General features: G+C 50.7%; 22 protein-coding genes and 1 pseudogene. 9 read left to right on the forward strand and 14 right to left on the reverse strand.

The window, feature by feature from the left end; all coding sequences use genetic code 11:
• Window positions 1-36: 36 nt before the first annotated feature.
• A complete protein-coding gene (locus tag KRAC_RS74030; protein WP_169461017.1) occupies window positions 37-195 on the reverse strand; it encodes a hypothetical protein in 159 nt (52 codons plus the stop codon).
• A 177-nt stretch (window positions 196-372) separates the two neighbouring features.
• Between KRAC_RS74030 and KRAC_RS42010 the strand changes: the two genes are divergently transcribed.
• Both KRAC_RS42010 and KRAC_RS42015 read left to right on the forward strand, forming a co-directional pair.
• Window positions 373-1,746, forward strand: coding sequence for an integrase core domain-containing protein (locus tag KRAC_RS42010; protein WP_007917904.1), 1,374 nt, complete (start codon window positions 373-375; stop codon window positions 1,744-1,746).
• A 348-nt stretch (window positions 1,747-2,094) separates the two neighbouring features.
• Entirely contained in the window at window positions 2,095-3,564 is a 1,470-nt protein-coding gene (locus KRAC_RS42015; protein WP_007917905.1) for an MFS transporter, read from the forward strand.
• Between the two features lie 384 nt (window positions 3,565-3,948).
• On the opposite strand, the gene KRAC_RS78720 is transcribed toward KRAC_RS42015, so the two are convergent.
• The 3 genes from KRAC_RS78720 to KRAC_RS42030 all read right to left on the reverse strand — a co-directional run bounded on the left by KRAC_RS78720 (window position 3,949) and on the right by KRAC_RS42030 (window position 5,554).
• Window positions 3,949-4,071 (reverse strand): hypothetical protein, encoded by a 123-nt coding sequence (locus tag KRAC_RS78720; RefSeq protein WP_007917613.1) that lies wholly within the window; start codon window positions 4,069-4,071, stop codon window positions 3,949-3,951.
• Between the two features lie 205 nt (window positions 4,072-4,276).
• Window positions 4,277-4,516, reverse strand: coding sequence for a hypothetical protein (locus KRAC_RS42025; protein ID WP_007917612.1), 240 nt, complete (start codon window positions 4,514-4,516; stop codon window positions 4,277-4,279).
• A gap of 249 nt (window positions 4,517-4,765) precedes the next feature.
• Complete coding sequence (locus KRAC_RS42030) at window positions 4,766-5,554, reverse strand: IS5 family transposase (protein WP_007907679.1); 789 nt, start codon at window positions 5,552-5,554, stop codon at window positions 4,766-4,768.
• A 419-nt stretch (window positions 5,555-5,973) separates the two neighbouring features.
• Here KRAC_RS42030 and KRAC_RS42035 point away from each other — a divergent pair, with 419 nt between their 5' ends.
• From KRAC_RS42035 to KRAC_RS42050, 4 genes are all read left to right on the forward strand, one after another.
• Window positions 5,974-6,579 (forward strand): hypothetical protein, encoded by a 606-nt coding sequence (locus KRAC_RS42035; protein WP_007917906.1) that lies wholly within the window; start codon window positions 5,974-5,976, stop codon window positions 6,577-6,579.
• 454 nt (window positions 6,580-7,033) lie between these two features.
• A complete protein-coding gene (locus tag KRAC_RS42040) occupies window positions 7,034-8,998 on the forward strand; it encodes a GTP-binding protein (RefSeq protein WP_007917907.1) in 1,965 nt (654 codons plus the stop codon).
• Between the two features lie 52 nt (window positions 8,999-9,050).
• Window positions 9,051-9,416, forward strand: a complete 366-nt coding sequence (locus tag KRAC_RS42045; RefSeq protein ID WP_157507812.1) for a hypothetical protein — start codon at window positions 9,051-9,053, stop codon at window positions 9,414-9,416.
• A 73-nt stretch (window positions 9,417-9,489) separates the two neighbouring features.
• Window positions 9,490-10,176 carry a class I SAM-dependent methyltransferase gene (locus tag KRAC_RS42050; RefSeq protein ID WP_007917915.1) on the forward strand — a complete coding sequence of 229 codons (687 nt, stop codon included), beginning with the start codon at window positions 9,490-9,492 and terminating at the stop codon, window positions 10,174-10,176.
• Window positions 10,177-10,187: 11 nt separating this feature from the next.
• On the opposite strand, the gene KRAC_RS78725 is transcribed toward KRAC_RS42050, so the two are convergent.
• Window positions 10,188-10,313, reverse strand: a complete 126-nt coding sequence (locus KRAC_RS78725) for a hypothetical protein (RefSeq protein WP_274532181.1) — start codon at window positions 10,311-10,313, stop codon at window positions 10,188-10,190.
• An 855-nt stretch (window positions 10,314-11,168) separates the two neighbouring features.
• Window positions 11,169-11,960 carry an IS6 family transposase gene (locus KRAC_RS42055; RefSeq protein WP_007917921.1) on the reverse strand — a complete coding sequence of 264 codons (792 nt, stop codon included), beginning with the start codon at window positions 11,958-11,960 and terminating at the stop codon, window positions 11,169-11,171.
• Here KRAC_RS42055 and KRAC_RS80110 point away from each other — a divergent pair.
• Window positions 11,959-13,131: pseudogene (locus KRAC_RS80110) on the forward strand (IS3 family transposase). The gene KRAC_RS42055 and the pseudogene KRAC_RS80110 overlap by 2 nt on opposite strands.
• Window positions 13,132-13,565: 434 nt before the next feature.
• Here KRAC_RS80110 and KRAC_RS42075 read toward each other — a convergent pair.
• The 8 genes from KRAC_RS42075 to KRAC_RS42110 form a co-directional block, all read right to left on the reverse strand.
• Window positions 13,566-15,362, reverse strand: a complete 1,797-nt coding sequence (locus tag KRAC_RS42075; RefSeq protein WP_007917922.1) for a CocE/NonD family hydrolase — start codon at window positions 15,360-15,362, stop codon at window positions 13,566-13,568.
• Between the two features lie 182 nt (window positions 15,363-15,544).
• Window positions 15,545-15,907 (reverse strand): antibiotic biosynthesis monooxygenase family protein, encoded by a 363-nt coding sequence (locus KRAC_RS42080; protein ID WP_007917924.1) that lies wholly within the window; start codon window positions 15,905-15,907, stop codon window positions 15,545-15,547.
• 89 nt (window positions 15,908-15,996) lie between these two features.
• The gene (locus KRAC_RS42085) at window positions 15,997-16,452 is read right to left on the reverse strand and encodes an SRPBCC family protein (RefSeq protein ID WP_007917926.1); all 456 of its coding nucleotides are present in this window, start codon (window positions 16,450-16,452) and stop codon (window positions 15,997-15,999) included.
• A 79-nt stretch (window positions 16,453-16,531) separates the two neighbouring features.
• On the reverse strand, window positions 16,532-17,407 hold the full coding sequence (locus KRAC_RS42090) for an MBL fold metallo-hydrolase (protein ID WP_007917929.1): 876 nt from the start codon (window positions 17,405-17,407) through the stop codon (window positions 16,532-16,534).
• Window positions 17,404-17,676 carry an acyl carrier protein gene (locus KRAC_RS42095; RefSeq protein WP_007917931.1) on the reverse strand — a complete coding sequence of 91 codons (273 nt, stop codon included), beginning with the start codon at window positions 17,674-17,676 and terminating at the stop codon, window positions 17,404-17,406. The genes KRAC_RS42090 and KRAC_RS42095 overlap by 4 nt, the downstream gene beginning before the upstream one ends.
• 110 nt (window positions 17,677-17,786) lie before the next feature.
• Window positions 17,787-19,058: a beta-ketoacyl-[acyl-carrier-protein] synthase family protein gene (locus KRAC_RS42100; protein ID WP_007917933.1), complete on the reverse strand. Its 1,272-nt coding sequence runs from the start codon at window positions 19,056-19,058 to the stop codon at window positions 17,787-17,789.
• Window positions 19,055-20,332, reverse strand: a complete 1,278-nt coding sequence (locus KRAC_RS42105; RefSeq protein WP_007917935.1) for a beta-ketoacyl-[acyl-carrier-protein] synthase family protein — start codon at window positions 20,330-20,332, stop codon at window positions 19,055-19,057. The genes KRAC_RS42100 and KRAC_RS42105 overlap by 4 nt, the downstream gene beginning before the upstream one ends.
• A complete protein-coding gene (locus tag KRAC_RS42110) occupies window positions 20,332-21,372 on the reverse strand; it encodes a class I SAM-dependent methyltransferase (RefSeq protein WP_007917937.1) in 1,041 nt (346 codons plus the stop codon). Before KRAC_RS42110 ends, KRAC_RS42105 begins: the two co-directional genes overlap by 1 nt.
• Window positions 21,373-22,127: 755 nt before the next feature.
• Between KRAC_RS42110 and KRAC_RS42115 the strand changes: the two genes are divergently transcribed.
• Window positions 22,128-23,492 carry an MFS transporter gene (locus KRAC_RS42115; RefSeq protein WP_040446977.1) on the forward strand — a complete coding sequence of 455 codons (1,365 nt, stop codon included), beginning with the start codon at window positions 22,128-22,130 and terminating at the stop codon, window positions 23,490-23,492.
• Between the two features lie 500 nt (window positions 23,493-23,992).
• Window positions 23,993-25,186 (forward strand): methyl-accepting chemotaxis protein, encoded by a 1,194-nt coding sequence (locus KRAC_RS42120; protein ID WP_007917949.1) that lies wholly within the window; start codon window positions 23,993-23,995, stop codon window positions 25,184-25,186.
• The last annotated feature ends 47 nt before the right edge of the window (window positions 25,187-25,233 follow it).

The raw sequence follows: 25,233 nt of genomic DNA on the forward strand, positions 1-25,233 counted from the left end.
AAGATCTTTAGTGAGTCAATTCGCCGGCAGTTCTAATTATCGCTGAACACTGGGCCCATTCGCTGGTTGCTCGCAATCATAGACATAGGCGAGGCTATCGGCCAGCGCTTCAACACTTCCCTTCCCAGACAACAACCACTCCTCGACACAGCGCTGCGCCACACGCGTCCCATATCCTTCATCATTGGCAATCAAGCGCACCAGCTGCCGCGCACTCGCTTTCGCCTCTTTTATCCGAGGGGGGAGGTACAGCCTCTTACGATGGTGGATAAATCAGCCGTCTCTCCTACTGGATTGACAATCCTCCGTGACCCTGGTTATCCTTCCTGAGTACTCTTCCCATTCACCTCATTTCAAGCAGAGAGGATCCTGATGACCACTTATGTGTTTTTGTTCCTGCTCGTGTCCTTCCTCACGCTCTGCCTGTTCGGGCTTTGGTCTCTCTGCTGGACCCATCATGGTCCTGCCCAGTCGAGAGCAGTTGCCAAGCTACGTCCCAAGCTCCATCGTCTCCTCAAGCCCCGCTCCCCACACGATTGTTCCTCCTGTCGTCTTGCCTCCGCTGCCTCGCCGAGGGGAGGGCCACTGCCTACGCCTGTGCGACCCTGGTGCGAAGTGAAAAGCCGCCGGGGAGCCCCCAAGCGGATCAACACTGAGGGCTTCGCTTGTCCCAACACGCAGTGCCCGTACGCCGGGATCACAGACGCTCACGTCCACGCCTTGGTCGGTGATGGCAGACATGGCCAGGCTGAGCGGATCCAGACGTTTCGTTGTCAGGCCTGCCACACCACATTCACTGCCAGACGCCACACCCCCTTGTATCGTCTGAACCCCCCCTCGCCCCAGATCGCCATGGTGCTCTCTGCCCTGGCCGAAGGGCTGGACGCTTCGGCCGCCGAACGGGTCTTCGGCTATCGCCAGGCCACCATCACGACGTGGCTCACTCGTGCAGGTGGGCACGCACAGACCTTGCATGAGCACTTCTTCTTCCATCTCCACCTCCCATACCTCCAGTTGGACGAACTGCGCATCCGGCTGCGCTGTTCCACACAGGTGCTCTGGCTCTGGCTGGCCATCGATCCTCTCACCAAGATCCTTCCCGTACTCCATCTGGGTCCCCGCACGCAGCACATGGCCCATACGGTCATCCATTCCCTGCGGCAGTTCTTGGCGCCTGGGTGCATTCCGCTGTTCACCAGTGATGGCTTGAACTTGTACTTCTATGCTCTCACAGCCCATTTTGGACACTGGCTCCAGGTGAATCGCCGAGGCCGGCAAGTCCTCCGATGGCAAGTGGCAGCGAAGTTGCTGTATGGTCAAGTGAAGAAAAGCTACCGACGGCGCAAGCTGGCACAAGTCACGCCTGTGATGCGCCTTGGGACACAGGCCGCTCTCACAAGCACCTTGCAGGGACTGGGTTTCTCAGGACGACTGAATACGGCTTTCATTGAACGGGTGAATCTGACCGTCCGACATGGAATAGCCGCGCTCGCTCGCCGTACCTGGGCCACTTCCCAACAGGCTCCACAACTGCTGGCCCATCTGGAATGGTGGCGAGCGTACTACCATTTTGTGCGTCCTCACCAATCCCTGCGGGTGGCGCTCGAGCAGCCACGACAGCGAGGTGGCCAACTGTTAGCGCAACGCTATCGGCAACAGACGCCAGCCATGGCAGCCGAAAGAACCAACCGACGATGGACGGCGCGTGAGGTGCTCTCTTACCCATTGTCGCCGGTTTCCTCTTGAGAGCCACCGAAGCCAGTTGCGGGTGCAGTGTCATGTCGTGAGAAAGTCAGTGAAGGTGCCAGCAAAAGCACTCGGATAAAGCCTCGCCTCGGGAAGCGATGGCCTGTCTGGACCGTTCAATGACAAAAATCCAGCCCAGAGGGGATTGGCAGAGGCTTCTAGAATTCTCCACCATGTCCTGTGGCTGTACCCAATTTCTAGGGAGAAGCAATGGTGGGCAAGGGCGTTGCCTTTGTCTCAGCGAAATTTAACCTCTATTTAACACTCCCATAACAATTGAGCGTTATTCTTTTAATTGTTATATTTCTATTTACAAACCTATCCCTTAAGCAAGGAGTTTTGTTCCATATGCTCGTCAAAGATAGTCAAACTGGTTCACTGGCCAACGAACCCTCTCATACAACACCACACGCGCATGATGTGCTGTCACAACTCGATAATAGTGGCCTCTCACGCTTTCACTGGAAGGCTATGATCACTTCAGGTATGGGTTTCTTTACCGATGCCTATGACCTGTTTATTATTGGGGCCGCGCTGACCATTCTGATCCCTCTCTGGCACCTGAACGCTTTAGAGACCTCACTCGTAGGTAGCACCTCACTCATCGCCGCAGCCCTGGGCTCGTACGTCTTTGGGCGCCTGGCTGATCGTATTGGACGCCACGCCATCTATGGTCTGACCCTGATCGTGCTGGCGGCAGGGGCGATCATTTCAGCCCTCTCCCCTAACATCTACTTTCTGCTCGTCTTCCGCTTCATCATGGGCCTGGGCATCGGTGGCGATTATCCGCTAAGCGCCACGTTGATGAGCGAATACTCTAACCGCAAGGACCGGGGCAAGCTGATCACGATGGTCTTCTCCATGCAGGGCCTGGGCCTGATTCTTGGTCCCCTGGTCGCGCTGGTACTACTTGTCTCAGGGCTGCATCCAGACCTGACCTGGCGCATCATGCTCGCGCTTGGCGCGGTTCCCGCCCTGGCGACCTTCTACCTGCGCCGCCAGATTGAGGAAACTCCCCGCTATGCCCTGATAATGCATGGCAACGCCGAGGCCGCGCAGCAGACCATCAGCAACGTGACCGGCAATGGTACAGCAAAAAAGAACGTCAAAGTTCAGAAGCAACAGGCTCAGCAGCCAAAGAAATCCTGGCTCTACCTGCTCTTTACCCCACGCTTCCTGAAATGGATCATTGGCACCGCAGGCACCTGGTTCCTGCTCGATATCGCCTACTACGGCACGACCATCTCTAGTCCCCTGGTCCTGAAGTCGCTCAACTCGCATGCCAATGCCGTTACGAACATGATGTATACCCTGGTCATCTTTGTGGTCGCGGCCATGCCTGGCTATATTGTAGCGGCCCTGACCATCGACCGCCTGGGACGCAAGAAGATCCAATGCCTTGGCTTTGCGATGATGACGCTCTCCTATGGCCTGCTTGCGCTGGTGCCGGGGCTGACACAGAGCACACTGCCCTTCCTTTCGCTCTATTCGCTGGGCTACTTTTTTACAGAATTTGGACCCAACGTTACCACGTTTGTCTATCCCGCCGAGATCTTCCCGACCATGATTCGCAGCTCGGCGCACGGTCTCGCCGCCGCTCTGGGCAAGGTGGGGGCCTTCATCGGCGCCTTCGCCTTCCCCTACCTGCTCACCAGTGTCAAACTGCCGGGCGCCATGGGGGTCGCGGCGGTCGTCTCCCTGCTGGGTCTGCTCCTGACCATCTTCACCCTACCCGAGCCAAATCAGCGCTCCCTGGAGGAGATCGCGGGCGACCACGAGCTGCTGGCCGAGATGAAGAAAGAACAGGTCCCGGCCTAAATCTCGCGATGCAGTACTTCCTAAGCACCGGCTAGCCACTGGAACAAAAATAAAAGAAGCGCTCACGGCACATGTCATGTGTCGTGAGCGCTTCTTCTGCCGTAGGGTATCTGAGGATGATGAGCTTATTTAGTTGCGCTCTCCCAATGTTTGTGCTCAGGCTTCTGACTTCTCGTGGGCTATTGCAGACCTTATCACCAAGAGTGATACTGCTGGCGAACCCATCTCGACCGCATCAGAGTGGCATTGTAAAGGGCGCGTCTGGATCCCAAGCATGCTGAAAGCTCCTCAATCTTCGGTGAAATGCGGAATATATGAGCAATTCCTCCTTTTGTCAGTCTTCTGTTTGGCTCAAGGGTGTTCGCAGATCCGGCCCCCTTCACGTTACGCCTGTTCCCTGGCTACCTCATCGCTCTCTCCAAGGTTCGCCAGCGGTATCAAGAGTGAGCCAGAGCCCACGGGTTGCGCAACGAGTTTCAACTCACCAGTAATCTGGCTTGAAAGCATCTTTCCTGACGCTCCTGCTTCCATAAGGCAGAGGTATTTCTGATTCCTTGCCAGTAAAAAGCGCGAACGTTGAATGGGCCTTCGAAGCTCCTTTAGCCGAAAGTACATCTCGTTGCGCAACCCGTGGGCAGAGCCACTCTTCGCGCTTATTACCACCGCAGGCTGGAACGATTTGGCACAAACAGCTGGGCTCTTTTCCTGATCTTTAGTGCAAGAGGTACTCTTTATGCAAAGGGATCGCAACATCTACGATCAGTCGATTTTCGTTCACCACGAGACGAATATAGCGACCAGCCAGCGCCTTACTGACAAAGTAGGGGCGTCCTTCATAGGAAATATGCCCGCTGCGAGCGACCTTACGTGAATAGATACTGGCACTTTGAGGCAAAGGAAAATGCTCAATCGCAAACAGGTCTTCCCTTTGCTCCTCTCCTCCATTGTTCATAAGTGGCTCTCCTCGAGTAATTCATCGATCAGTTCACGTCAAATGGTCAGACGTTTTTCTTCTTCTTTCATCTTCGCGCATCCACTACCTTTCATGTGACCACATACCCAAAATATTTTACACCCTCGAACCAACATCCAAGCAATATGATCGATCCCTATAGTCCTACGTCCAAACTATGCTGTGCTTCCATAAGTGCGATTGAATGAGAGACGCTTTCTGAATTCTCTAAGAACTTGTTTGTAAAGGTCATTTTCTTGCCAAGCGTCGGATCATCAAGCGAGTCATAGCAATGTAGATCATAGCTTCGCTGCTTTCTGTCAGCGTTTCATAGTCCTTACTCAAGCGACGACATTGGGTGATCCAGGCAAAGGTTCGTTCGACCACCCACCGCCTGGGCAGGACAACAAAGCCTTTCTGATCATCGCTACGTAGCACGGGCTGGAGAAGAAAGTGAAAATGCAGCATCACCCATTCGAGCAGATGACCGCGATAGCCACCATCGACCCAGATGCGCCGGAGCTTTTTGCAAGCCCCACCCAGGCGCTTGAGCAGAAGTTTGGCTCCTGCCGCGTCGGACATTGAGGCTGCCGTGACCACAACGGCCATGAGCAAGCCCAACGTATCAACCAGGATATGACGCTTGCGACCCTTGACGTGTTTGCCTGCGTCATAGCCACGGATACCAGGCCCCTGTGTCGTTTTCACGCTTTGACTGTCCAGGGCACCTGCGGTTGGGTGCTTGTGACGGCCAACTCGTCGACGAACCTGAGCACGCAGTGTCTCATGAATTCGGAGCCACGTCCCATCGCGACGAAACGCGCGAAAGTACACATACGCGCTTTGCCAGGCGGGATACTCTTTGGGCAGCATACGCCATTGGCATCCTGTCACGACCACGTAGAGGATCGCGTTGATGACGGCTCGCATGGGTAGGGTTCTGGGTCTTCCTCCCGGCTTGGCCGCTGGGATCAACTCTTTGATACAATACCATTGGGCATCCGTCAGATCTGTGGGATAGATTTGGTTTGCTTTCATATCCCAAGTGTATCTCACCTGACTGGTTGCCCCTTTTCAAACAGGCTCTTAGAAGTCACACCCCAAGAGAGGGCCAGGCTTAGCGAGGCCGGCTTAATGATCGCTGTGATAAATAGTGTGGATTCTTATTCTCTCACAAAACTTTTCCTTGTACCGATGCCATAACGGTTTGTGAGGCTCGTGGTAAATGACCTGAAATGTAGCAGCTTTTGCCCCGAAACATGAGCACTTGCCCTCAATCATGAGCACCGCAAGGAAAGTACCTGGGCAAACCGCTCCGCACCTGGGGTATCGGCATGGAATGTTGTAAATAGCATACTTAGGGTAAAATGAGTGAAGCTGTCATAGCCTGTAAAGGAGTCTCATCGAAAAATACGTGTCGCCCATACTCTTTTCAGAGAACTGGAGGAAGAACAACGATGGCTATTTTCGTCTCGATGCTTGAGTTTTTTCAAACTGGAGCATTCGGTTCTCTTCGCCTGAAAATGCCCCGGAGACAAATAGAAGAGATTGTTGGCCCCCCAGATGACTATGGTATACTTTCCCGCAAGGAGCGTCGGCGGTACAAAGAGGAAGATCACTGGAAATATTCCGGGGTATGGGTCTACGGCAGCAACGGCGACAACGGCATACCGGGCAGTGTGCAACTGTTCTTTGATGAGCAGCATAGTCTATGGTACATCCTTATAGATTATCTGTATAAGTGTCTTCCTTCTGGTGGCGAAAAGATGCAGATAGATCCCTGGATTCTCCATCCTGGCCTGTCTTTAGAAGAAGCGCGGGCAACTTTGACACAGAGTCAACTCAGGTATCACACACGTCAAGATCCCTTTTATGAGGGAATAGTCCATCTCGTTTTAGAGACGGGAGTGGTTTTGTACTTTGACGTAGAGGCGAAGGAGGAGAGCAGGTCAACAGGGATACAACGCCTGTACTTCCCAGACACGATGAAGGACTTTTACGACGAAGCCGGCAATATGCTCCCACGGAAAAGGCCAAAGGGAGGAGCAAAGACGGGTAAGTAAATGTGATCCGAACACCCCCCTATTTACAACATTCCATGCCGATACCCCAGGTGCGGAGCGGTTTGCCCAGGTACTTTCCTTGCGGTGCTCATGATTGAGGGCAAGTGCTCATGTTTTGGAACTGGCCCAATCTTGGTGAATGATGAGCTTTTTTGGGTCAATTGTCCTCCTATTTCTGAGCATGGGAGGAAGAGCAACACCACTGCTACTGATGTGTTTTCACCAAGATTGGGCCAGTTCCACAGAATTCCAACATTTACGTTTTCGAGAACTGGAAAGCCCTGGGGGTCCGCCCAATAAAGTTGACAGGCGAATTCATCCATGGTACGCTAGGCGCCGAACTTGCTGTGAGTTCATGAGTGATCAGCAATCTGGCTGAACACGTTGATCGTTTTAGTGCATTTAGCAGGAAAGGAGGTAAAAATTATGAGGAATAAGAGAAGGATGATCATAATTGCCAACCATCAATATAGGGATCGTCGCGCACGTAGACGCGGGCAAGACCAGCCTGACCGAACGGATTCTGTATGAGACCCATGTCATCGACGCTGTCGGTCGCGTCGATAAAGGTACGACCCAGACCGATGCTATGGATCTGGAGAAGAGACGGGGCATCACTATCAAGGCCTCTGTGGTCTCTTTTTTTGTTAATGATGTTAAAATCAATCTGATTGATACCCCTGGGCACGCGGACTTCCTAGCTGAAGTTGAGCGCTCTTTTAGCGTGCTAGATGGTGCGGTGCTGGTAATTTCAGCCGTCGAAGGGATCCAGGCACAGACCCGCATTCTGCTGTCAGCCCTGCAGAAACTTGCAATCCCCACCATTATCTTTATCAACAAAATCGATCGCAGCGGCGCGCAATCTGACTCCCTGCTGCAACGCATCAAGGACAAGCTCACAGAGCATATTCTTCCACTTAATCAACCAACACAACTCGAGACCAAACAGGCTGCCATTATCCCCAATGATCTGCATGATCCTGTGTTCCTACACACCTGTCTTGAACAACTCGCGCTTCATGATGAGCATCTGCTTGCCGCCTATGTGGAGGACGAGCGCATGACAGCGGAACAGGTCTGGAGCGCGCTCAAGCAGCAAGTCGGGACGGCACAGATCGCGCCGGTCTTCTTTGGTTCAGCCATTACGGGTGTCGGCGTCAAAGAGCTGCTGACCCAGCTCGCCGACCTGTTCCCATCCCAGACCAGTCTGGAGGAGGAGCCATTGTCAGGCATCGTCTTTAAGCTGGAGAAGGAGGCGACAGGTGAGAAGATCGCTTATGTGCGTATATTCGCTGGCAGCTTGCAGGTGCGCAGCCAGGTAAACGTACTACGCCGCATGGCGGATGGCGCGAGCGAGACGTATACGGGCAAGATTCAGAAGCTACATCTGTTCTGCGAAGGTACCACCGAGCAGGTACCAATGGTGGCGGCTGGCGAGTTCTGTAAAGTCTGGGGACTCAAGGAGGTCAAAATCGGTGACGTGGTCGGCGAGTGGTCCAGCCAGATCAAAACGTTGCACTTCGCCATTCCGCAATTGGAGACGCGCATCGAGGCTGTGCCCACTGAGTACAACCATCAGCTCTATCAGGTGCTTCTGGAACTGGCGGAAGAGGATCCTTTGATCTCTGTCCTCAAGGACGACTTGCATCAGACCATCTACCTGCGCATCTTTGGCGAGGTCCAGAAAGAGGTCATTGAGTCCTTGCTGCTAGAACAGCATGGCCTGGCTGTACGCTTTAGCGAGACAACCATCGTCTGTATCGAAAAGCCGGTAGGGATAGGACAGGCGGTGGAGATTATGGGCGAGGATGATAATCCTTTTGTGGCGACGATCGGTTTTCGCGTCGAGCCAGGGCCAGTGGGAAGCGGGGTGAGCTATAAAAGTACGCTCGGCGCGCTGCCACTGTCCTATTATCGCGCGATCGAGGAGACGCTCTACACCACCCTGGCACAGGGCCTGTATGGTTGGGAAGTGACGGATATCGCCATCACCCTCACCCACATGGGCTTTGATCGCGCTAGCTCCACAGCGAGCGGCTTCAGAAACCTGACGCCGCTGGTCCTGATGGCTGCTCTTTCCCAGGCTGGCAGTGCCGTCTATGAACCAATCAACCAGTTTGAGCTCAGCATTCCGGTAGATGTCCTCAGCACCGCCATATTCAAACTCTCAGCACTGGGAGCCGTCTATGAGCAACCGATTCTGCAAGGCGACGCCTTCCTTTTAACAGGCACAATCCCAGTAGAAACAACAGAGAAATTTAGGCGTAAACTGCCAGCCTTTAGCAAGGGCGAAGGCGTTTTCCTGGCACAGGCAGCCGGCTATCGTCAAAAAGAGGGCGAGTATCCCACGCGCAAACGCATGGACTATAATCCCTTGCACCGTGAGGAATATCTGCTGCATGTCCACCATGTACGTTAAGAGTCTCTAGAAAGAGGTGAATATTGTGTGCAGAAGAACAAAATGCATGCTCATGAAAACGAAGACCACAGAGACAAATACGACCCATCCAACGGCCACCGTTGAGGTGCTGATACTTTTGTGGCTTGAGTACCATCCTCTAGTGGTCAGCTATGCACGTGGCGATATTGGCCTGCAGTTTGCCGCAGCCTATCGACTGCCGATCCCCAAGCACGCGCCGTTCGCCATTGGCTACGCGTTCGAGGGGAAACCACACGAGTATCTGCCCAATGTGGTAGGCCGTCTTTCGGACGGAACGCCATTCATTGCCGAGGCGGGCATGGAAGACGATAAACGCAGTGATCACAACCTTGCCAAAGCCGAGGCTGCTCGCCGTTTGTCACCAGTCGTCCCTCTTTTAAATAAAGGAAACGTATGAACTGTCGTGTAGATAAGGAGAGTCACCATAATGCCAGACGCTGTATTTGCCGAGTCTAAACTTGCCGAACTCTATGACCTCTTCGAGGGATTGGATCGACCAGACCTTGCTCCATATCTATCTAGCCATGGCAGATGAGTTCCACGCTCATTCTGTTATTGACTTGGGATGCGGAACTGGGAATCTTGCCTGTCGCCTTGCGGCACTTGGAAAAGAGGTCGTTGGCATCGATCCGGCTGCCGCCTCGTTGAGCGTTGCGAAGCGGAAAGCGTATGCCGACCGAGTTCGTTGGATCACGGGTACTGCAAAGCAGCTTCAAGGATTGAGTGCTGACCTCATCACGATGACTGGCAATGTGGCACAAGTATTCGTTACGGACGAGGAATGGATGGCGACTCTTCGCGCGTGTCGCGATGCACTTCGCCCGCATGGGAGGCTTGTCTTTGAGACGCGGAATCCAGATAAGGAAGTATGGAAGGGCTTGAACCGAGAGCAGACCTACACGACGATTGAAGCGCCTGAAATCGGCACGGTCGAGTCCTGGGTGGATTGGGTGAACGTGCAGCTACCGCTCGTCTCTTTTCGCAGCATATACATATTTCATAAGGACGGGAGCACAATGACATCCGAGTCAACGTTACGGTTCCGCACTCAATCAGAAGTTACAGAGACACTTTCCCGTGCTCAATTAACGGTGGAAGCGGTTCGAGATGCCCCCGACCGCCCCGGCCAAGAGTTCGTCTTTATTGCTCATCAATGAGACGAGCAAGCTTACGAGGTCCAGATGAAGTAGACCGCCAGCGAGGTACTGATGCTGTTCCGACCTACCTGGAATGCCAGGCGGTATCCTGAACTCAGCCCTTTTCCAACGGTCTCTTCCCGAATGAAGTAGGGCACCGGCGAGGTTCCTCTTGGACCTTTTCCGTTGCCCCCTTCCCAAACCGAGCAGGCGCATTTCTACGCACTCGGCTTTCCAGAGGAGACAAATCATAGCATCGGGAATAAGCAAGGACTTATGCATTTCGCGGCCTTGCAACCCTAGCAATTCTGATCTGTTCCTCCTACTGCCCTTTGCCCTGCATGCCGCTTTCCGGCATTCCCTGGTGGGGCGTGACTCCCACGACTCACTACGGCAGTTCTGTCACCATCTGTCTCGCGACAGGAAGGTGATCCCGTGGTACGTCGTCATGATACGTCCTAGCTCCCCTTAGAGCCTCGACTCATCCCTTGAATGACCTCGTTGGTCCCCGTTCACGTTCAGGGAGTGTATCAGCCTCCGGTTCATGCCGGTACAGAACGTGACATCGGTTTCAAGCGTTCTTCCGATGGGTGGGCACATGCACCCCGTCGGGATTCGAGTTCAGGCAATTCAGCTTTACTCATAGGGAGCGGGTCTTACGAATGCCCTGTCCTACAACGCTTTCGGACATGCCCCGCTTACCTGGCATGCTTGGTCCCCTCTGGGTTTCCCCGTTAGGTATGCCAGTAACCCAGGAACTTCTCCCCAGTTCCTCCTGCCTCAGGCAGGAATATCATAACGCGCCTCACGGCGCACACCCAGCGGGCCACTTTCATGGCACTGTAGCTCTCCAGAACTCTTTGCCTCGTTGCGCAAAGATCTTGTGGCCCATCCAGGCCAACCTCTGCCGCTGAGACGGATATTGTCAACTTAGCGAGATAATGGAAGAGCCTTTCTGAAAAGAATGATGAGAGGAAAGGAGAAGGTGGAAGGTTGAGAAGAGTGGTTTTCTCTTAAGCTGCTGTTTTCCCGCTGGTTACCTCATTCCAAACCTGGAAGCGATCCTGCATGAGGGCACGAGAGACCGAGGCGTTCAGACGGTGGCGTTTGGGCCGAAAATGATCGGAGATCGGACCAAACGCAGAGAGGAAGCGTTGCGCATGGCCAGGGGATTTGAAGCGTCGCATGGTGCGCTCTCGTTGCCTGGTTGGTTGGTGCGAACGTTCCGCACAATTGTTCAAGCCCTTATGCTGGCGGTGCTCGACACTGTGCATGATGTCCCTCTTGGCGGCGGCGTAGCTAGCGAGTTTGTCGGTAATGATAACCCGCGGCACGTATTGCAAGCCTTTGAGCAATTTACGAAAGAACTTTTTGGCAGCATGCTTGTTGCGCCGGCTTTGGACGAGGATATCAAGCACATTGCCATCCTGATCAACCGCCCGCCACAGGGAGTGGGTTTTCCCGTTGATTTTGAGGAAGACCTCATCTAAGTGCCACGTGTCTCCTCGCTTTCCATGACGGCGTTTCAGTTCATTGGCATAGGTTTGCCCAAATTTCTGGCACCACTGGCGCACTGTTTCATAGGTCACGACGATCCCTCGCTGGGCCAAAAGTTCCTCAACATCACGATAACTGAGTGAGAAGCGGAAATACAACCAAACCGCGTGGCTGATAATCTCAGAAGGGAAACGGAACCCTTTGTAGTCGGGAGCAGTTGAGATTGCCCCGATTTGAAAGTGAGATTGACCCGGAATTGGGGAGTCGGGGAAGAGAAAATTGCTACAATACAACCAGGAGGGTTTCATGGGCAAATCTCAACCGACTTATACGAGAGAATTCAAGCAGCAGGCTGTTCAGCTTGTTCAAACCAGTGGAAAAAGTAAAACACAAATAGCGAGAGATCTCGGCATATCTGACAGTGCTTTAAGCAAATGGTGTAAAGAATTTGGTGAACGAGGTGAGGAAGCTTTTCCTGGAAAGGGACATCAAACACCAACAGAAGAGGAAATGAGAAATCTAAAGCGTGAACTAGAAATATTACGGCAAGAAAGGGATATATTAAAAAAAGCGGTAAGCATCTTTGCGCAACCCCATCCGTAAAATTTCAGTTCATTGATGAGCATCGCTATCTCTTTCCTATTGTTCGCATGTGTCACGTATTAGAAGTATCAGAAAATGGATACTCTAACTGGCGTAAAAGAGGAAAGTGCCAGAGAAAGCGAGAAGATGAACGACTTGCGGAGCGATTGAAGATGCGTATCATTCTCATAGGGGCCATTATGGAAGTCCTCGCATCCATGCTGATTTGAAGGAGGACGGGATTTCTTGTGGAAGAAAACGAGTTGCAAGAATTATGCGAGAGAAGGAGCTGAGTGCTAGGAAAAAGAAGCGAAAAGTCCGAACAACGGACAGCGATCATGCGTTGCCGATTGCACCCAATCTCCTCCAACGTGATTTTGCAGCTTCTGCACCGAATAAGAAGTGGATGTCAGATATTACCTATATCGAGACACGCGAGGGATGGCTCTATCTTGCAGGGGTAATAGATGCATTTTCACGAAAAATTGTCGGATGGTCGATGGGTGAGCATCATGATGCAGAGCTAGCAAAAGCCGCACTTCATCTCGCGCTTTCCCGACGCCAGCCTGAAGCTGACCTGATCCATCACTCCGACCGTGGCAGCGAATATGCGAGCCTGGCGTATCAAGCCTTGCTGTGCCAGCATCATATTCAGATCAGCATGAGTAAAAAGGAGATTGTTATGATAACGCGATGATCGAAAGTTTTTGGGGGACACTCAAGGAAGAATGTGATGCTCCTTTTCCCTCTTTAAGTCGATATGAGGCGAAAATCGCTATTTTTGAGTACATCGAGGTCTATTATAACCGAAAACGAAGACACTCGGCTCTGGGCTATCTTAGCCCAGTTACCTTTGAAAAACAGGAAGAAGCAAAGAGACTCACACTTGACAAATAACATCAATTGTCACATAATGTTTATGTGTAAACGTTACATTACGCTTTAACGTTGGCACTTCTTATTTTAAGATAAATAGAACGTTTTAACGTTTTTCACGTCTCTCCTCTGACTCAACTTCCACGTTTGAGTCCTCCCCAATTCCGGGTCAATCTCATCTTTGATGCGATTCATGCGTAGTGTAGCACAAACCAGAAATCTCTGTTGGCGCTTGCTCTCTAGCTTTCTTCGGTATCTAGCTCAAAAGAGCGATTTTTCCCTTCCAGGAAGGCATACAAGACCTCTATCGCTTAAATAGAAACGCCGTCTACTGAGTCTAGAGCCCACAAGCCGCTCGGCGTGGTTGCAACGAACGATAGGCTCGGACGGAGCCATCAGCAAGCCGAAACTTGCTGAGAAGCCCCGCATGTATACGTGGGGAGTCGTCACGTCAGCTAACGGTTGCCTAGAACCGATATTTCAAGATAGGAGGCTGACGCACCGCCATGGAATACAGTATTCCTTGCGGGATATGGCGGTGCTTCATATGGGAAATAGATAAAGTTGTCAAACACTGTCGCATTAAGAATATCGGGACGACTCCCAATTTCCAATTTGAGGCGATGGCCTTTTTTAAAGAGATTGGCAGTGGGAGTCAAACTGAAGGAAAGAGTGACAGGATCGCCTGGTATCAACGGCTCTGAACCGCGATGCTCATGAATAATTTCGTCTGACCGAGATAGCTTCTCATCAATCTTGCGATGCGATGCCTGAAGCCAGCCAAATGAGAGTAGGCGAACTTCCCCCTGGGGAGAAAGGTCGCTCAGACGTGCAATAACATGAGTATCAATCGCAGTCGAGGCGAGTCTAAGCTGCAACTTGATCGGACCCGTTAGTTCAGTTTCTTCGCCAAACGGTTCACTGAGATAGCTTAAAACCTGGGTTGTATATTTATCCAATTCTTTGGGATACTGCATTCCTTGTGGGATGGCAGCAAATTTTAGCGTCGTCTGCTGGGAAGGGAGTTCCCCTTGCAAACTATGTGGTCCCTCACTTTCGTTTGAGCTAGTAGCCAGGTAGAGGCGTTGCGTGACTGCTTCTGGTACAGGCCAATCAGAAGCGCTTTTCCAGCAATCGGCCCCCTGCAACCAGTATCGCACGGCGGGCTGCTCATCAACGCCAGTGTCAAGCCCTTTGAGGTAGTGATCATACCAGGCAAGTGCTTCTCCGTGATAGTTTGACCATGGCCATCGGGGATCTGGAGGACCAATAAAAAGTTTCTTGGGCGCCTGGATGCCATGCCAGGCCTGAAAAGCTCCACGCATATGTAGACCTGGATTCGCCCAGTTGGTTCCTATACATACGGGAACTTGAATACGATCCAATACAGGCCAGGCCGATTTTTCCTGGTAAAATGGACCGTCATACGGCTCATCGAAGGCTAACTCTGCAAAATCACGCATCCAGGCTTCCTCGGGATGCATTTGTTGTGGCATCTTCTTTTCGTTTTTGAAAAAGAAACTGGTGATTTGTTTCTGAATCCAGTTCCGATTGAAAATATGGCTCATGAGATGGCGCAACATAGGAGGCACGGACATCTTTTGCGTCGCTCCCACAAACGCATAATATGGAGCAAAAAATCCCGAATGAAATGCACCGCCGTGATAGGCGAAATGGCGATAGAGATCAGTGAAGCCCAGGTAGGGGAAAATAGCTTTGAGGTGTGGTGGTTGCTGAGCAGCCGCGAGATATTGGATGGCAGCAAAATAGGACATACCAACCATACCAACATTTCCGTTACACCAGGGTTGTGCCGCTGCCCATTCGATAGTATCAGCCACGTCTTTCTGCTCTTGGGGAGAAAAATGCATCATGTGATCGCCGCCCGATTTTCCTGTTCCCCGAGCATTCACTGTCAAGTGACAATAGCCGCGCGATACGATGTAACTCACCTGTCCCACTTCATTAATTGGAAGAGGAAGACCCGTATTCTGTAATTCCTTGGTATAACCAGACCACGCAACAAGGGCGGGAAAAGTCCCATCGGCTTTTGGCCGATAGAGATCACCTCGCAAAATTGTACCATCAGGTAGAGGGATAGAAACATCTGGCTCAAAAAGTAAATCATACACTGGTACAGAGGCTTTCTTTGGTGTCCAATCACCTGCGAACTGCTCGCCGGTCAATTTGGTGAGCGGACGCACGCGCACTGTTGATCCTTTAGCAGGCGTCGCCTGTTCAGCAATAGCCATATTTCCTCCTTTGGGCAAGGAATGCAGAATGGATATTTATGGATAAATTCAAAATCATGCAGCAAAGCGCCTATGGGTCAAATTTTGCCCATAGACGCTTTACATTAAAATATCACTTTCCGTCGCAGCCTATTTCGCAAAATTGCGTATATACCTGACCTGCAACACAAAGGCAGCAAACCCTAGTGAACCAGGGCCTCACTTGGATATGCGCAGTATGCGACGGTAAGGTCAGTTCTGATTTCAATGTTTTCTGCGAGCGCATTACACTGTTTCACATGATGTGGGTTCTTCGCGAGCATTGCCTGCAAATCCGCGAGGCTCCGCCACTGGGCATAATTGATAATTTTTGTGCCATCCTGGCTGAGATGGAAGTTGGCACTGATAAAGCCTGGCGCAGTCACCACAACCTCTTCGGTCATGGCCCTCAAATAATCCAAAAGCTTCTGCTGGTTCTCAGGCTTCACCGTCAACGTATTGATCATGGTGCAGATTGGCTGATTTTCCTGGATCGTGGTAACGCGGGTAGTATTTGTTTCGCTCACTGCTTTTTGCCTTTTCTGATTTCTATTTTGCACAAAGAGTCATACCTTGTAAGGCATGCACTCACATTTCTTTCATGAAATAATTAAGCCTACAGCGCCGCCTCTGGCATCGCCTCAAGCACCTTCTTAAAGTGCTCCTGATTGTTCTGCATATGCGCTGTCATTCTCGCAAGCACCTGCTCATTTGTGACAGGCGCTTTTGGATCCATCTCAAAATCCTGAATCCAGGTCATACGGACGCCTTCTTCAACTGGCTCGTAGGTCCATGTCAGGTGCATATAAAAAAATGGGAATTTGGGGGTTCCGCGCTGGGCAATAGCTTCGCGCTTTTCAAAGTCCAGGATACGCCATGACTGCCAGGTTTCGTCTTCCTCGTTTGTCAGTTCAAACTCGATTCTGGCAAAGCGTCCGTTACGCTGGAAGGATAATACTTTTGCTCCACGATACTCTTTAAAGAGTTCTGGCCAACGCGCAATATCGTTGGTAATAGCAAAAATCTGATCGGGATCGCGTTTAATGACGATAGATGCTTGTGCTTGCGGCATTGTTCGTCTCCATTCTACAAAATATGCATTGACATACAACTAGTCACTTTTAGTGTGAAGCGTGGAGCAACACTAATCTTCATCCTAGAGGTTTACTAAGAACCGGAGCTGAGAGATCAATACGACTAATTTCGCCTCTTGCTTCTTTCATAGCTCGCTCAAGATTGATAGCGTGACGCTCCGACTCCAACCATTTGCCTAAAGGACCTGGATCAAATTGAGCCAAAGCATCCCGCAATGTTAGCTTGGCCTGTACAGCCTCATGCCCCAGGTTATGAATGGTCGTGAAATAGTTCCGTAACACGAGAAGGTCTTCAAGTGTGCCCAGAGAACCATGACCAGGAACCACAACCTCAGGCTTCAGGGCAATCAAAGTATTCAAGGCCTCTATCCAGCCTGAAACCAGACCGTTGAGCGCAAGAGGAACCACGCCCTTAAAGCCGACATCGCCAGTCAGAAGCACTCGCGATTTGGGGAACCATACAGCGAGATCCGCTGCTGTATGAGCTGGCATAAAGGTAAGGATTTCACCTTCTTGTGGCAGAGGCATAGGATCTGGCAAGGGTTCAGGGATAACCAGCTCCAGGTCGGCAAAATGCTCCTTGAACCGCGGCATCAAATGCTCATAAACAGCAACAGGAAATCCCAACTTTTGTCCTGCGTCAATCGACCTGGGATGAGCCAGGATACGAGCACCTGTAAAGACTGCGTTACCACCCATATGATCAACATGGTGGTGCGTATTCAAGACAGTATCGACATGTGCTCCCTGGCGCTCAATCGCCTGCGCCATCTGTGCCGCCATCTCTGGAAAGGTCATTGTATCGACAACACAGGCCCTACCCTGCTCTACAATGAAGGTTGCATTTGAGACCCCCATTTCCCCCTGTCCATGAATGACCGCGAAGATACCGTCAGCGACCTCAGAGATTATTTGTTTTGGCCACTCGCTCATACGCTCTGGACCTGTTCCGCTGCCACAGTCTGTTCGACCAGTTTGACAAGATCTTGAACAGTGGGGCAGCTTTTTAAGCCAGTAATAGTGAACCGTTTATTAGAGAACTCTTTTTCTAGCGCGACGCCTACTTCCACAAGTTCAATTGAATCGATATTCAGATCATCCGAGAGATGGGTCTCTGGAGTCAACGCTATACCTTCGGCGTAAGGGCGAAGAATTTCATAGACACGTGAAGAAACTGTCGCTTGTCCCGAATCTTTAGCCATATTGCGATTCTCCTTTCGCACATTGTCAACGTATACTACAACTGCTTACCCTGAAAAAAGAAAAGTGTGGTGTGCTATGCGCTTCCCATTCATTCCGTCTTCTTTGCGCGCTAGGCCCACGTGCGCAGTAACACAGAAGCGTTCGCCCCTCCTATGCCACGCGCGTTAATGAGACAGCGATCAAGATGGTCAACGGAACGAGGAGTTTGCGGCACATAGTCCAGGTCGCACCCCGGTGCTGCCTGATCCAGGTGGAGCGTCGCAGGAAGCACCCGGTGCTGCATCGCAAGCAACGCAATCGCCATATCAACGGGGAATGCCGCCCCAAAGAGATTGCCAAAGGCAGATTTAGGTGTCGCGACCGGAACACGCCTGACCGCCTCTCTCAATGCCAAGTGAATAGCACGCGTCTCAGAGACATCCTCATCGGGTACCGCGGATCCCGCTGCAAAGAGACAATCTACTTCATCAGCAGACGCATCGGCTCGCTGCATGGCCCGAGTCATAGCCGCCGCGTAACGCTCGCCGTCAGGGGCTGGTTGTACCGGATGATAACCATCATTGGTTGATGCCCAACCTGCCACCTCAGCCAGAATAGTGGCGCCGCGTTTCTCAGCATCTTCCGCGCGTTCGAGAATGAAAAAGGCTGCACCTTCACCCGCAACGAGCCCATCGTGCGCTTCATCAAATGGCCGATATGTCTCTGGAGAGCCAGTTACAGCTTTCTTTGACATGAGCCCTGAGGTTTCATAGCAGAGAGCGGCATAGGGAGAGAATGGAGCCTCAGTTCCTCCAGCGAGCATAATATCTGCGCGTCCACGTTGGAGACAATCGGCGGCATGCATGATCGCAAGCGCGCCACTGGCCCGGTCGCTGAGAAAGGTACGCCCAATACCTTTGATGCCAAAATAAATAGACATATTGCCTTGCACTGCGGCCGGGAACCACGCTGTTGCCATGTGAGGACTGACATCACGCGGCCCTAAAGCCCAGAGATGGCGCAATTCGCGTTCGGCAAACTCCCATCCGCCCAGGTTATTGCCAACCGTAATGCCGACACGATGGCTATGCTGCTCTTGTTGGGTCCATACAGGCTTTTTCCCGTCAGACAACAATCCTGCGTCCTGCAAAGCCAGGTATGCGCTAATCAAACCAAAAGTCGAAAAGCGGTCGATCTTGCGAATGAGGCGAGGGCTAAGATAGGCTTCCGGGCGAAAATCAAGCAGCTGCCCACCAACACGACACTGGATGTGTGATGTCTCAAAGGTTGTAAGCGGCTTCAATCCATTTTCGCCAGCTAGAAGCTTTTCCCAAAGAATCCCAGAGCCAATCCCATAGGGAGAGATAACCCCCATACCAGTGATAACTATTCTTGCCATCATTCTTCCCTTGTTGAGTAGGACTCGAGGACCATAGCCGCATGCAAGCCAGAAAAACCACTTGCTGTCGTCAACATACGTTGAACATCATGCGACCGAGCATGGTTTGGAACGTAGTCCAGATCACAACGCGGATCTGGATTCACAAGATTAATCGTTGGGTGAATACGTTGTGTCTGCATACTCATTGCGCATGCCACAACTTCTACGGCACTGGCGGCGGCTAGCGCATGTCCTACCATTGATTTTGTTGAGTTGACAGGAATTGTCAGGGCTTGTTGCCCCAATGACGTTTTCAGGGCCAGGCTCTCAAAAAAATCATTTTGCGGAGTGGATGTTCCGTGTGCATTCACAAAATCTATCGCCTCAGGCTCTACGTTGGCTTTGCCTAATGCCCCCGTAATGGCACGTGCAAGGTCACGACCTTCCGGTGACATATCAGTCATGTGAACAGCATGCTCGGTAACGTCACAACCCAAAATCTCAGCATAGATTGGCGCGTTCCGAGCAAGAGCGTGTTCTAGTTCCTCAAGCACCACAATACCACAGCCTTCTGAGAGCACGAAGCCATCGCGATCAACACTAAATGGGCGTGACGCGGTTGTCGGGTCAGAATGATGTGAAAGACAATTAATAATGTCAAACGCGGCAATAGTGATAGGAGTGATGGGTGCTTCAGATGCACCAGCGATCATAACGTCGTGATCTCCGTACGCAATGCTCTCATAGGCATAACTGATTGCATCGAGACCAGCGATACACCCGGTTGATAAAGTGGCACATTCACCTTGCAAACCATAGCGTGAGCCGACAGCCAGAGCGGCGGAGTTGCCCATTGCCGCGGAATAGAGGAAAGGGGAAATCCCTTCTGAATGAAAAGCTTCCTTGCCCCCATTCGTAGATTTCGTAAATTCAAGATCAAGGGTCTGTGTGCCACAAATGGCAGTCGCCAGCGTCACGCCAACGCGTGATACATCCCATGTATCCTGGTCCAAATGTGCATCAAGAAATGCTTGATGAACCGCAGCAAAGGCAAATTGGATAAAACGGTCAGCCGAATGATAGGCAGTGGGGACGTGGTGGGTTACTGGATCAAAGCCCGTAACTTCACACACCGCCTGCGCACCAAATTCATGATGTCCAAAGAGCGGGGAGCAAGTCACCCTATCCAACGCTACCGCTCCCGAGACTCCATCCAGCAAATTTTGCCAGAATGCTTCTTTGCCAATACCAGCAGGTGAAACCACTCCCAATCCAGAGATAACGACACGGCGCATTATAAGCTCTCCTCTTTATGCGCAACGACCACTGGAAATGGTCCGGCAACATGAAATCGCTGTGCATCCTGCAGCCCAATCTCGATCAACCAGTGCATAATCTCGTCTACGGTCCGTATACGGCCCTGGGCGGTATTTACGAGCATTGAAAGATCGAGCGTGATCGCAGGAGGAGGCCCATTACGATCGTCTGAATAAAATACATCTGCAACGAGGAGTGTGCCCCCGGGGCGCAAACTCTGCATCAGCCTGGTAAGCAGGGCTTTTGCGCGTTCGTCACCAATGAAACGATAGATGTGTCCGCAAAGAATCAGATCATATGCAAGAGGGGGAAACGCAAAGGTTTCCATGTCCGCCTCAATCCAGGTGTATCGATGCTCCAGTCCCTGTGCAAGGATGTGTTGCTTTCCCTCAGCAACGACCTCGGAAAGGTCAAGGGCTGTTACACAAGCATTGGGGTATTGCATGGCGAATGCGGCGCTCCATGGGCCACTTCCTGCGCCAACATCAAGTACCTGTAACGGTGCATCCTTCGGCCTTCTCAAAGGGAGGTCGGCCGCTGTGCGACTGGCAATTGGGAAAACGAGAGGGAAAAGATCGACGACACGCGGGGCGAAAAATGCCTCCGCTGTCGTTTGATCGCCCAAATCGCGATATGGTGCCGCCATGCGCATGGTCCGGTCGAGTTCAAACCATGCCGGTACATAGTCGACCATAGCCAGGGTATCACCGCCAAGATAAGAGGATTTCCCCTCGACCAGAAAAAGGTTGGCAATAGGGGTTAAACGGTAGGTGTCGCCTTCTCTTTTTACTAGTTCTAGCCCTTCCAAGCCCTTCAAGAGACGTTCCAGTGGTTCTTGATGAGTGCCAGTAAGAGAAGCCAGCTCAACAGATGTGAGCGCCTTCTCAGCAAGGTGGGTAAAAACGCGAAGTCGCACTGAAGCCACTAACATGGCTGTACGAGCAAAAGCATAATTCATATCGAGAATCATTTGCGGAAGAAGCTTTTGCTCTTTATGACCAGATAGAGAAGCGGTCATAGAATATTATTCCTCCTCATGAGGAGACATAGGTATATAATTTACTGCCCAAAGAGGGCAGTAACAGATACACTGCTTGGTAAATATGCTCCATTATACAAGGAGCATACCTGATATATTTGCAGGATACGAGCATGCTAATTGAAATTTTCAATATAACTCCTAAATAGTAGCAATTACTACTTTCTATGAAGAAAAGGAGGGAGAGTATTTATCAGGGAATAAGCATTCCTGATAGACTCCTTCCCCAATAGGATAAAAACTCTTTTAGCTGCCTACCAAGCGTAACCTTTAGTTCAAAATAACAGATCTACATGCCATCTGTCAAGCGTATAAGCTATTTGTATCTTATGTGGTATATAATGTAGAATAGTCTTGAAATTTATAAATAAACTTTCAGGCAAATTGACACAATATGAATCGCTTTAAAGCAAATTGTTAACTCTAAGCACTTATTAATTCCAGAGAATTTCAAAAGAATTTATAAATCAGGTCAACTTATTTTGCTATTTTCTTCAGTAAAAGCAATGCCGTTGACATATACTTATACTACATTGGTACTTATAAGTAACAATAAATTGACTTATAGCTCCGCAAGCACTATCTTCTTGTTATAAGAAGATGAGATGATTGTTTAAAATGGAATTAGAGGGGCCTTACGGTTGAGTAGAAATACTGAAAAATACAAGGTCACAGCAAAATCTAGACCTCGAAGAAAATACAAACAACTAGTACAGCAAAAAACTAGTAATCAATTGAAGACGAAGGTACAAACTATCCAGACTCTACCTGGAGCAAAACAGGAGTACCTTACACGCGCTAAATCTCAGACGCTAGCTAAATCTCAGACACTGATAAAACAGCCCACACCCAAAGAGCACCTGGTCGTCTCTAAACCTTCGCTACGAAATGGTCGTCAAATAGCATGGCGGCTCATTGCCATTTGCATAGCCCCGATAGCAGTCTGTGTCAACTTTACTAATTATGGGCCACTTATACCAGTGTTACAAAATGAGCTACACATCAATAGTGGTCAGATTGGGCTTTTTTCGACGTTGCTCTTTCTGGGTATTGCTCTCACAAATATTCCTGGCGGCCTCCTGGCGGATCTCTTTGGGTCACGCTTAACCATGCTTGGCTCACTCATACTTGTTAGCGCTGGTTCGCTACTCTTTCCGTTAATCCCTAATTTTACATGGATGGTGGTTTGCCGGGCTATGATTGGCTTAGGAGCTGGCGCAGCGTTGGTGGCTGGCTCCCATGCCACATCAGAGTTAGGACGGTATGAAGCTTTAGGTCAGGGATTGAATGGAGGAGTGGCACAACTAGGAGCGGGGCTTGGACTCTTCGTCACGCCACAACTGTTAGGACCTCTTGGTTGGCAAGGTGCACTATTCGTCAGCGGAGGTCTGGGTATTCTGGCTTTCGTGGTATGGCTCTTTGTTCCGTCAAATAAATCTGATCATATTGGAGAAGCACACCAGCAAGCCAATCCTGTGACGGGTATTCGCTCGCCTGCTATTTGGGCGCTAGGCCTCGCAAATATGGGTACGTTCGGCCTGGGGAACGCTATTACGGCCTGGCTTGCCATATATTTTACGACTAAGTACAATTTACCTCTCGTACTCGCAGCAGGATTTGGCTCAATCGGCTTATTCGCAGGCATTGTCTTCCGGCCCTTGGGAGGTTTATTGCTAGCGCGCACTCGTCAGCCACTGCACTTCATTCGAGCGGGAACAATTATGGCCTTTCTTGGCTTAGGTGTCCTGGCACTACCAATCGCTTCTCTTCCCCTTGCTTGCATCGGCTTACTTCTGCTCGCACTAGGCACAACACTGCCCTACGCCGCGATTTTTAGTACCGCATCGGCTATTGGGAAAACAAGCCCCATAGGTTCAGGCGTTGCCCAGGGCCTAATAGCAATATTAGCATCACCAGTAGCAATTGCAGGCCCGCCTATTATTGGGTTACTCCTTGAGGAGCAAAAAAATAACTTTACCCTCGCCTTCGGGGTCATTGCCGCCACTTTTTCGATAATTGCTGTCATTGCCTCCATGCAACTAAAAGCCCCAAACAGGCGCATAAAGCATAGTAAGTTATTAATGCCCAGATATCAGTGAACTACCACTGAGCTGAAGACTCAGCGGCTTCTTCGGAATTCGTCGGGTCTGCGGTTTGGCAGCTTTTTCGGAAGCTCAAGTTCACCAGACTCCTCATCAGAAATGATGAGACCGAAGGAGCGGCGTTCATCCACGAGGCTGAAGACCTCGTGGTTTTCTCGCCGCTCCCCGTATAAAAATTTATACTCAAGCCTACTTTTTTTGACCTGTCAAGCCTAGTTTGGTATTATAATACTGGCAAAGCAAGAGAGGAGTTACATGCAAGGGCTATTGCATATCTAGTTGGCGATAGAAGGTGTTCATATTGAAATGAAAAAGAAGTCCAGTCTGAAATTCGAGAGCTCATCTCTCCATTCTTAGATTTGATCGACGATGTCCATGTACTCTGCCTATCCAAATATTCAAGGCAATTATTGCATCGCCGCATTCATAAATATGAATCCTTCTATTCAAAGTATTTCCCGTAATTTTGTCGCTCTTAGTATTGGAGGTTAAACCTCGTGAGTAGAGATTTCTTCACGGCTCATAAGGATCAGTTCCCTTATGACAATCAAAACAATGCAGGCGGGCAATCAACGGTATCAGTGATTGCCCAGACTGTTGAGAAGGATGTAAGTCCTTTACGATGGTGGTATCGCTTCACCGCTCCCAAACCAGCACCTGCAAATGCTACCCTCCAGCAACGAGATATATCTCGTCGTGGCAGACTCACCAGCGCAACCCTGCTTGTGGTTATTCTCTTGGTTCTAGCAGCGGAGCCCACAGCTATCTTTGGAACAAATAAGGCCTTAGCTTTTATTTTGCTTATTCCCGTGTTCATTGATATCGTTGCGCTGATTTTTAATAGAGCAGGGAAAATTACTACTGCCGGAATTCTGGTCATTATCGGCATTGAGGTAGGACTCGTTCTCTCAATTCTTGGACCAGCTCTTGGCTCAGGGGGACTGACAACCTACGCATTACCACAATATGACCTGCTGGTACAGGCTGAGTTTGTAGCTGTCACATTGTTACCCCCAGCCACCGTATTTTTGATGCTTTTCCTTCACAGTGCTTTTATCGTTGCTACTATCGAACTCCTACCACATACTAACGAGTTCGCTGCCGTTTTGGCAGCTAATCATTACGATATGTTGCTGCGTCCTATTACGTTGCAAATCATCGTGGCTATTGTGACCTATCTATGGGTAACAAGCGCAAATTATGCCATCAAACGAGCGGATCGTGCAGAAGTTATCGCGGAGTTAGAGCGCCGCGAGGTAGAGCGACAGCAGCAAGAAATTGCGCTAAAACAGCAGTTGGATGAGGGAATTCAGCAAATTTTGCAAACGCATGTGGAAGTAGCTAATGGTAATTTCTCCGCGCGCACACCATTGAAGCGGGGGAACGTTCTCTGGGCGATTGGCTCCTCGCTCAATAACTTATTAGCACGACTACAGAGCTTGAGCCAAGCGGAAAACGAGCTCCAGCGCGCCAGAGCTGAAACAGCACGTCTGGTGGAAGCTATCCAAAAAGCCAAGTATGGTCAGCCTATTAGATTTAACCGCACAGGAACACACCTGGACCCACTTATTTTGGAGCTTATGAGCAGCACATCTCTTTCTAACCCGGTCAAAAACAACCAACCGGCTCCCGCGCAGGAGAAATCTCCACAACAGCCTAAAGCAAACGTAGAGAGGAAAAATTATCGCTAAATAGCCACGTAGAATGACATAAAATGTGGCTGGGTGCACTTCGAGAA

The organism is Ktedonobacter racemifer DSM 44963, from assembly GCF_000178855.1.
Lineage (GTDB): Bacteria > Chloroflexota > Ktedonobacteria > Ktedonobacterales > Ktedonobacteraceae > Ktedonobacter > Ktedonobacter racemifer.

What these genes read in the sequence shown, in the direction of transcription:
- KRAC_RS42010 (WP_007917904.1), top strand. Translation starts at nt 373, where the DNA reads ATGACCACTTATGTGTTTTTGTTCCTGCTCGTGTCCTTCCTCACGCTC.
- KRAC_RS42015 (WP_007917905.1), top strand. Translation starts at nt 2,095, where the DNA reads ATGCTCGTCAAAGATAGTCAAACTGGTTCACTGGCCAACGAACCCTCT.
- KRAC_RS78720 (WP_007917613.1), bottom strand. Translation starts at nt 4,071, where the DNA reads ATGCTTTCAAGCCAGATTACTGGTGAGTTGAAACTCGTTGCGCAACCC.
- KRAC_RS42025 (WP_007917612.1), bottom strand. Translation starts at nt 4,516, where the DNA reads ATGAACAATGGAGGAGAGGAGCAAAGGGAAGACCTGTTTGCGATTGAG.
- KRAC_RS42030 (WP_007907679.1), bottom strand. Translation starts at nt 5,554, where the DNA reads ATGAAAGCAAACCAAATCTATCCCACAGATCTGACGGATGCCCAATGG.
- KRAC_RS42035 (WP_007917906.1), top strand. Translation starts at nt 5,974, where the DNA reads ATGGCTATTTTCGTCTCGATGCTTGAGTTTTTTCAAACTGGAGCATTC.
- KRAC_RS42045 (WP_157507812.1), top strand. Translation starts at nt 9,051, where the DNA reads ATGAAAACGAAGACCACAGAGACAAATACGACCCATCCAACGGCCACC.
- KRAC_RS42050 (WP_007917915.1), top strand. Translation starts at nt 9,490, where the DNA reads ATGACCTCTTCGAGGGATTGGATCGACCAGACCTTGCTCCATATCTAT.
- KRAC_RS42055 (WP_007917921.1), bottom strand. Translation starts at nt 11,960, where the DNA reads ATGAAACCCTCCTGGTTGTATTGTAGCAATTTTCTCTTCCCCGACTCC.
- KRAC_RS42075 (WP_007917922.1), bottom strand. Translation starts at nt 15,362, where the DNA reads ATGGCTATTGCTGAACAGGCGACGCCTGCTAAAGGATCAACAGTGCGC.
- KRAC_RS42085 (WP_007917926.1), bottom strand. Translation starts at nt 16,452, where the DNA reads ATGCCGCAAGCACAAGCATCTATCGTCATTAAACGCGATCCCGATCAG.
- KRAC_RS42090 (WP_007917929.1), bottom strand. Translation starts at nt 17,407, where the DNA reads ATGAGCGAGTGGCCAAAACAAATAATCTCTGAGGTCGCTGACGGTATC.
- KRAC_RS42095 (WP_007917931.1), bottom strand. Translation starts at nt 17,676, where the DNA reads ATGGCTAAAGATTCGGGACAAGCGACAGTTTCTTCACGTGTCTATGAA.
- KRAC_RS42100 (WP_007917933.1), bottom strand. Translation starts at nt 19,058, where the DNA reads ATGATGGCAAGAATAGTTATCACTGGTATGGGGGTTATCTCTCCCTAT.
- KRAC_RS42105 (WP_007917935.1), bottom strand. Translation starts at nt 20,332, where the DNA reads ATGCGCCGTGTCGTTATCTCTGGATTGGGAGTGGTTTCACCTGCTGGT.
- KRAC_RS42110 (WP_007917937.1), bottom strand. Translation starts at nt 21,372, where the DNA reads ATGACCGCTTCTCTATCTGGTCATAAAGAGCAAAAGCTTCTTCCGCAA.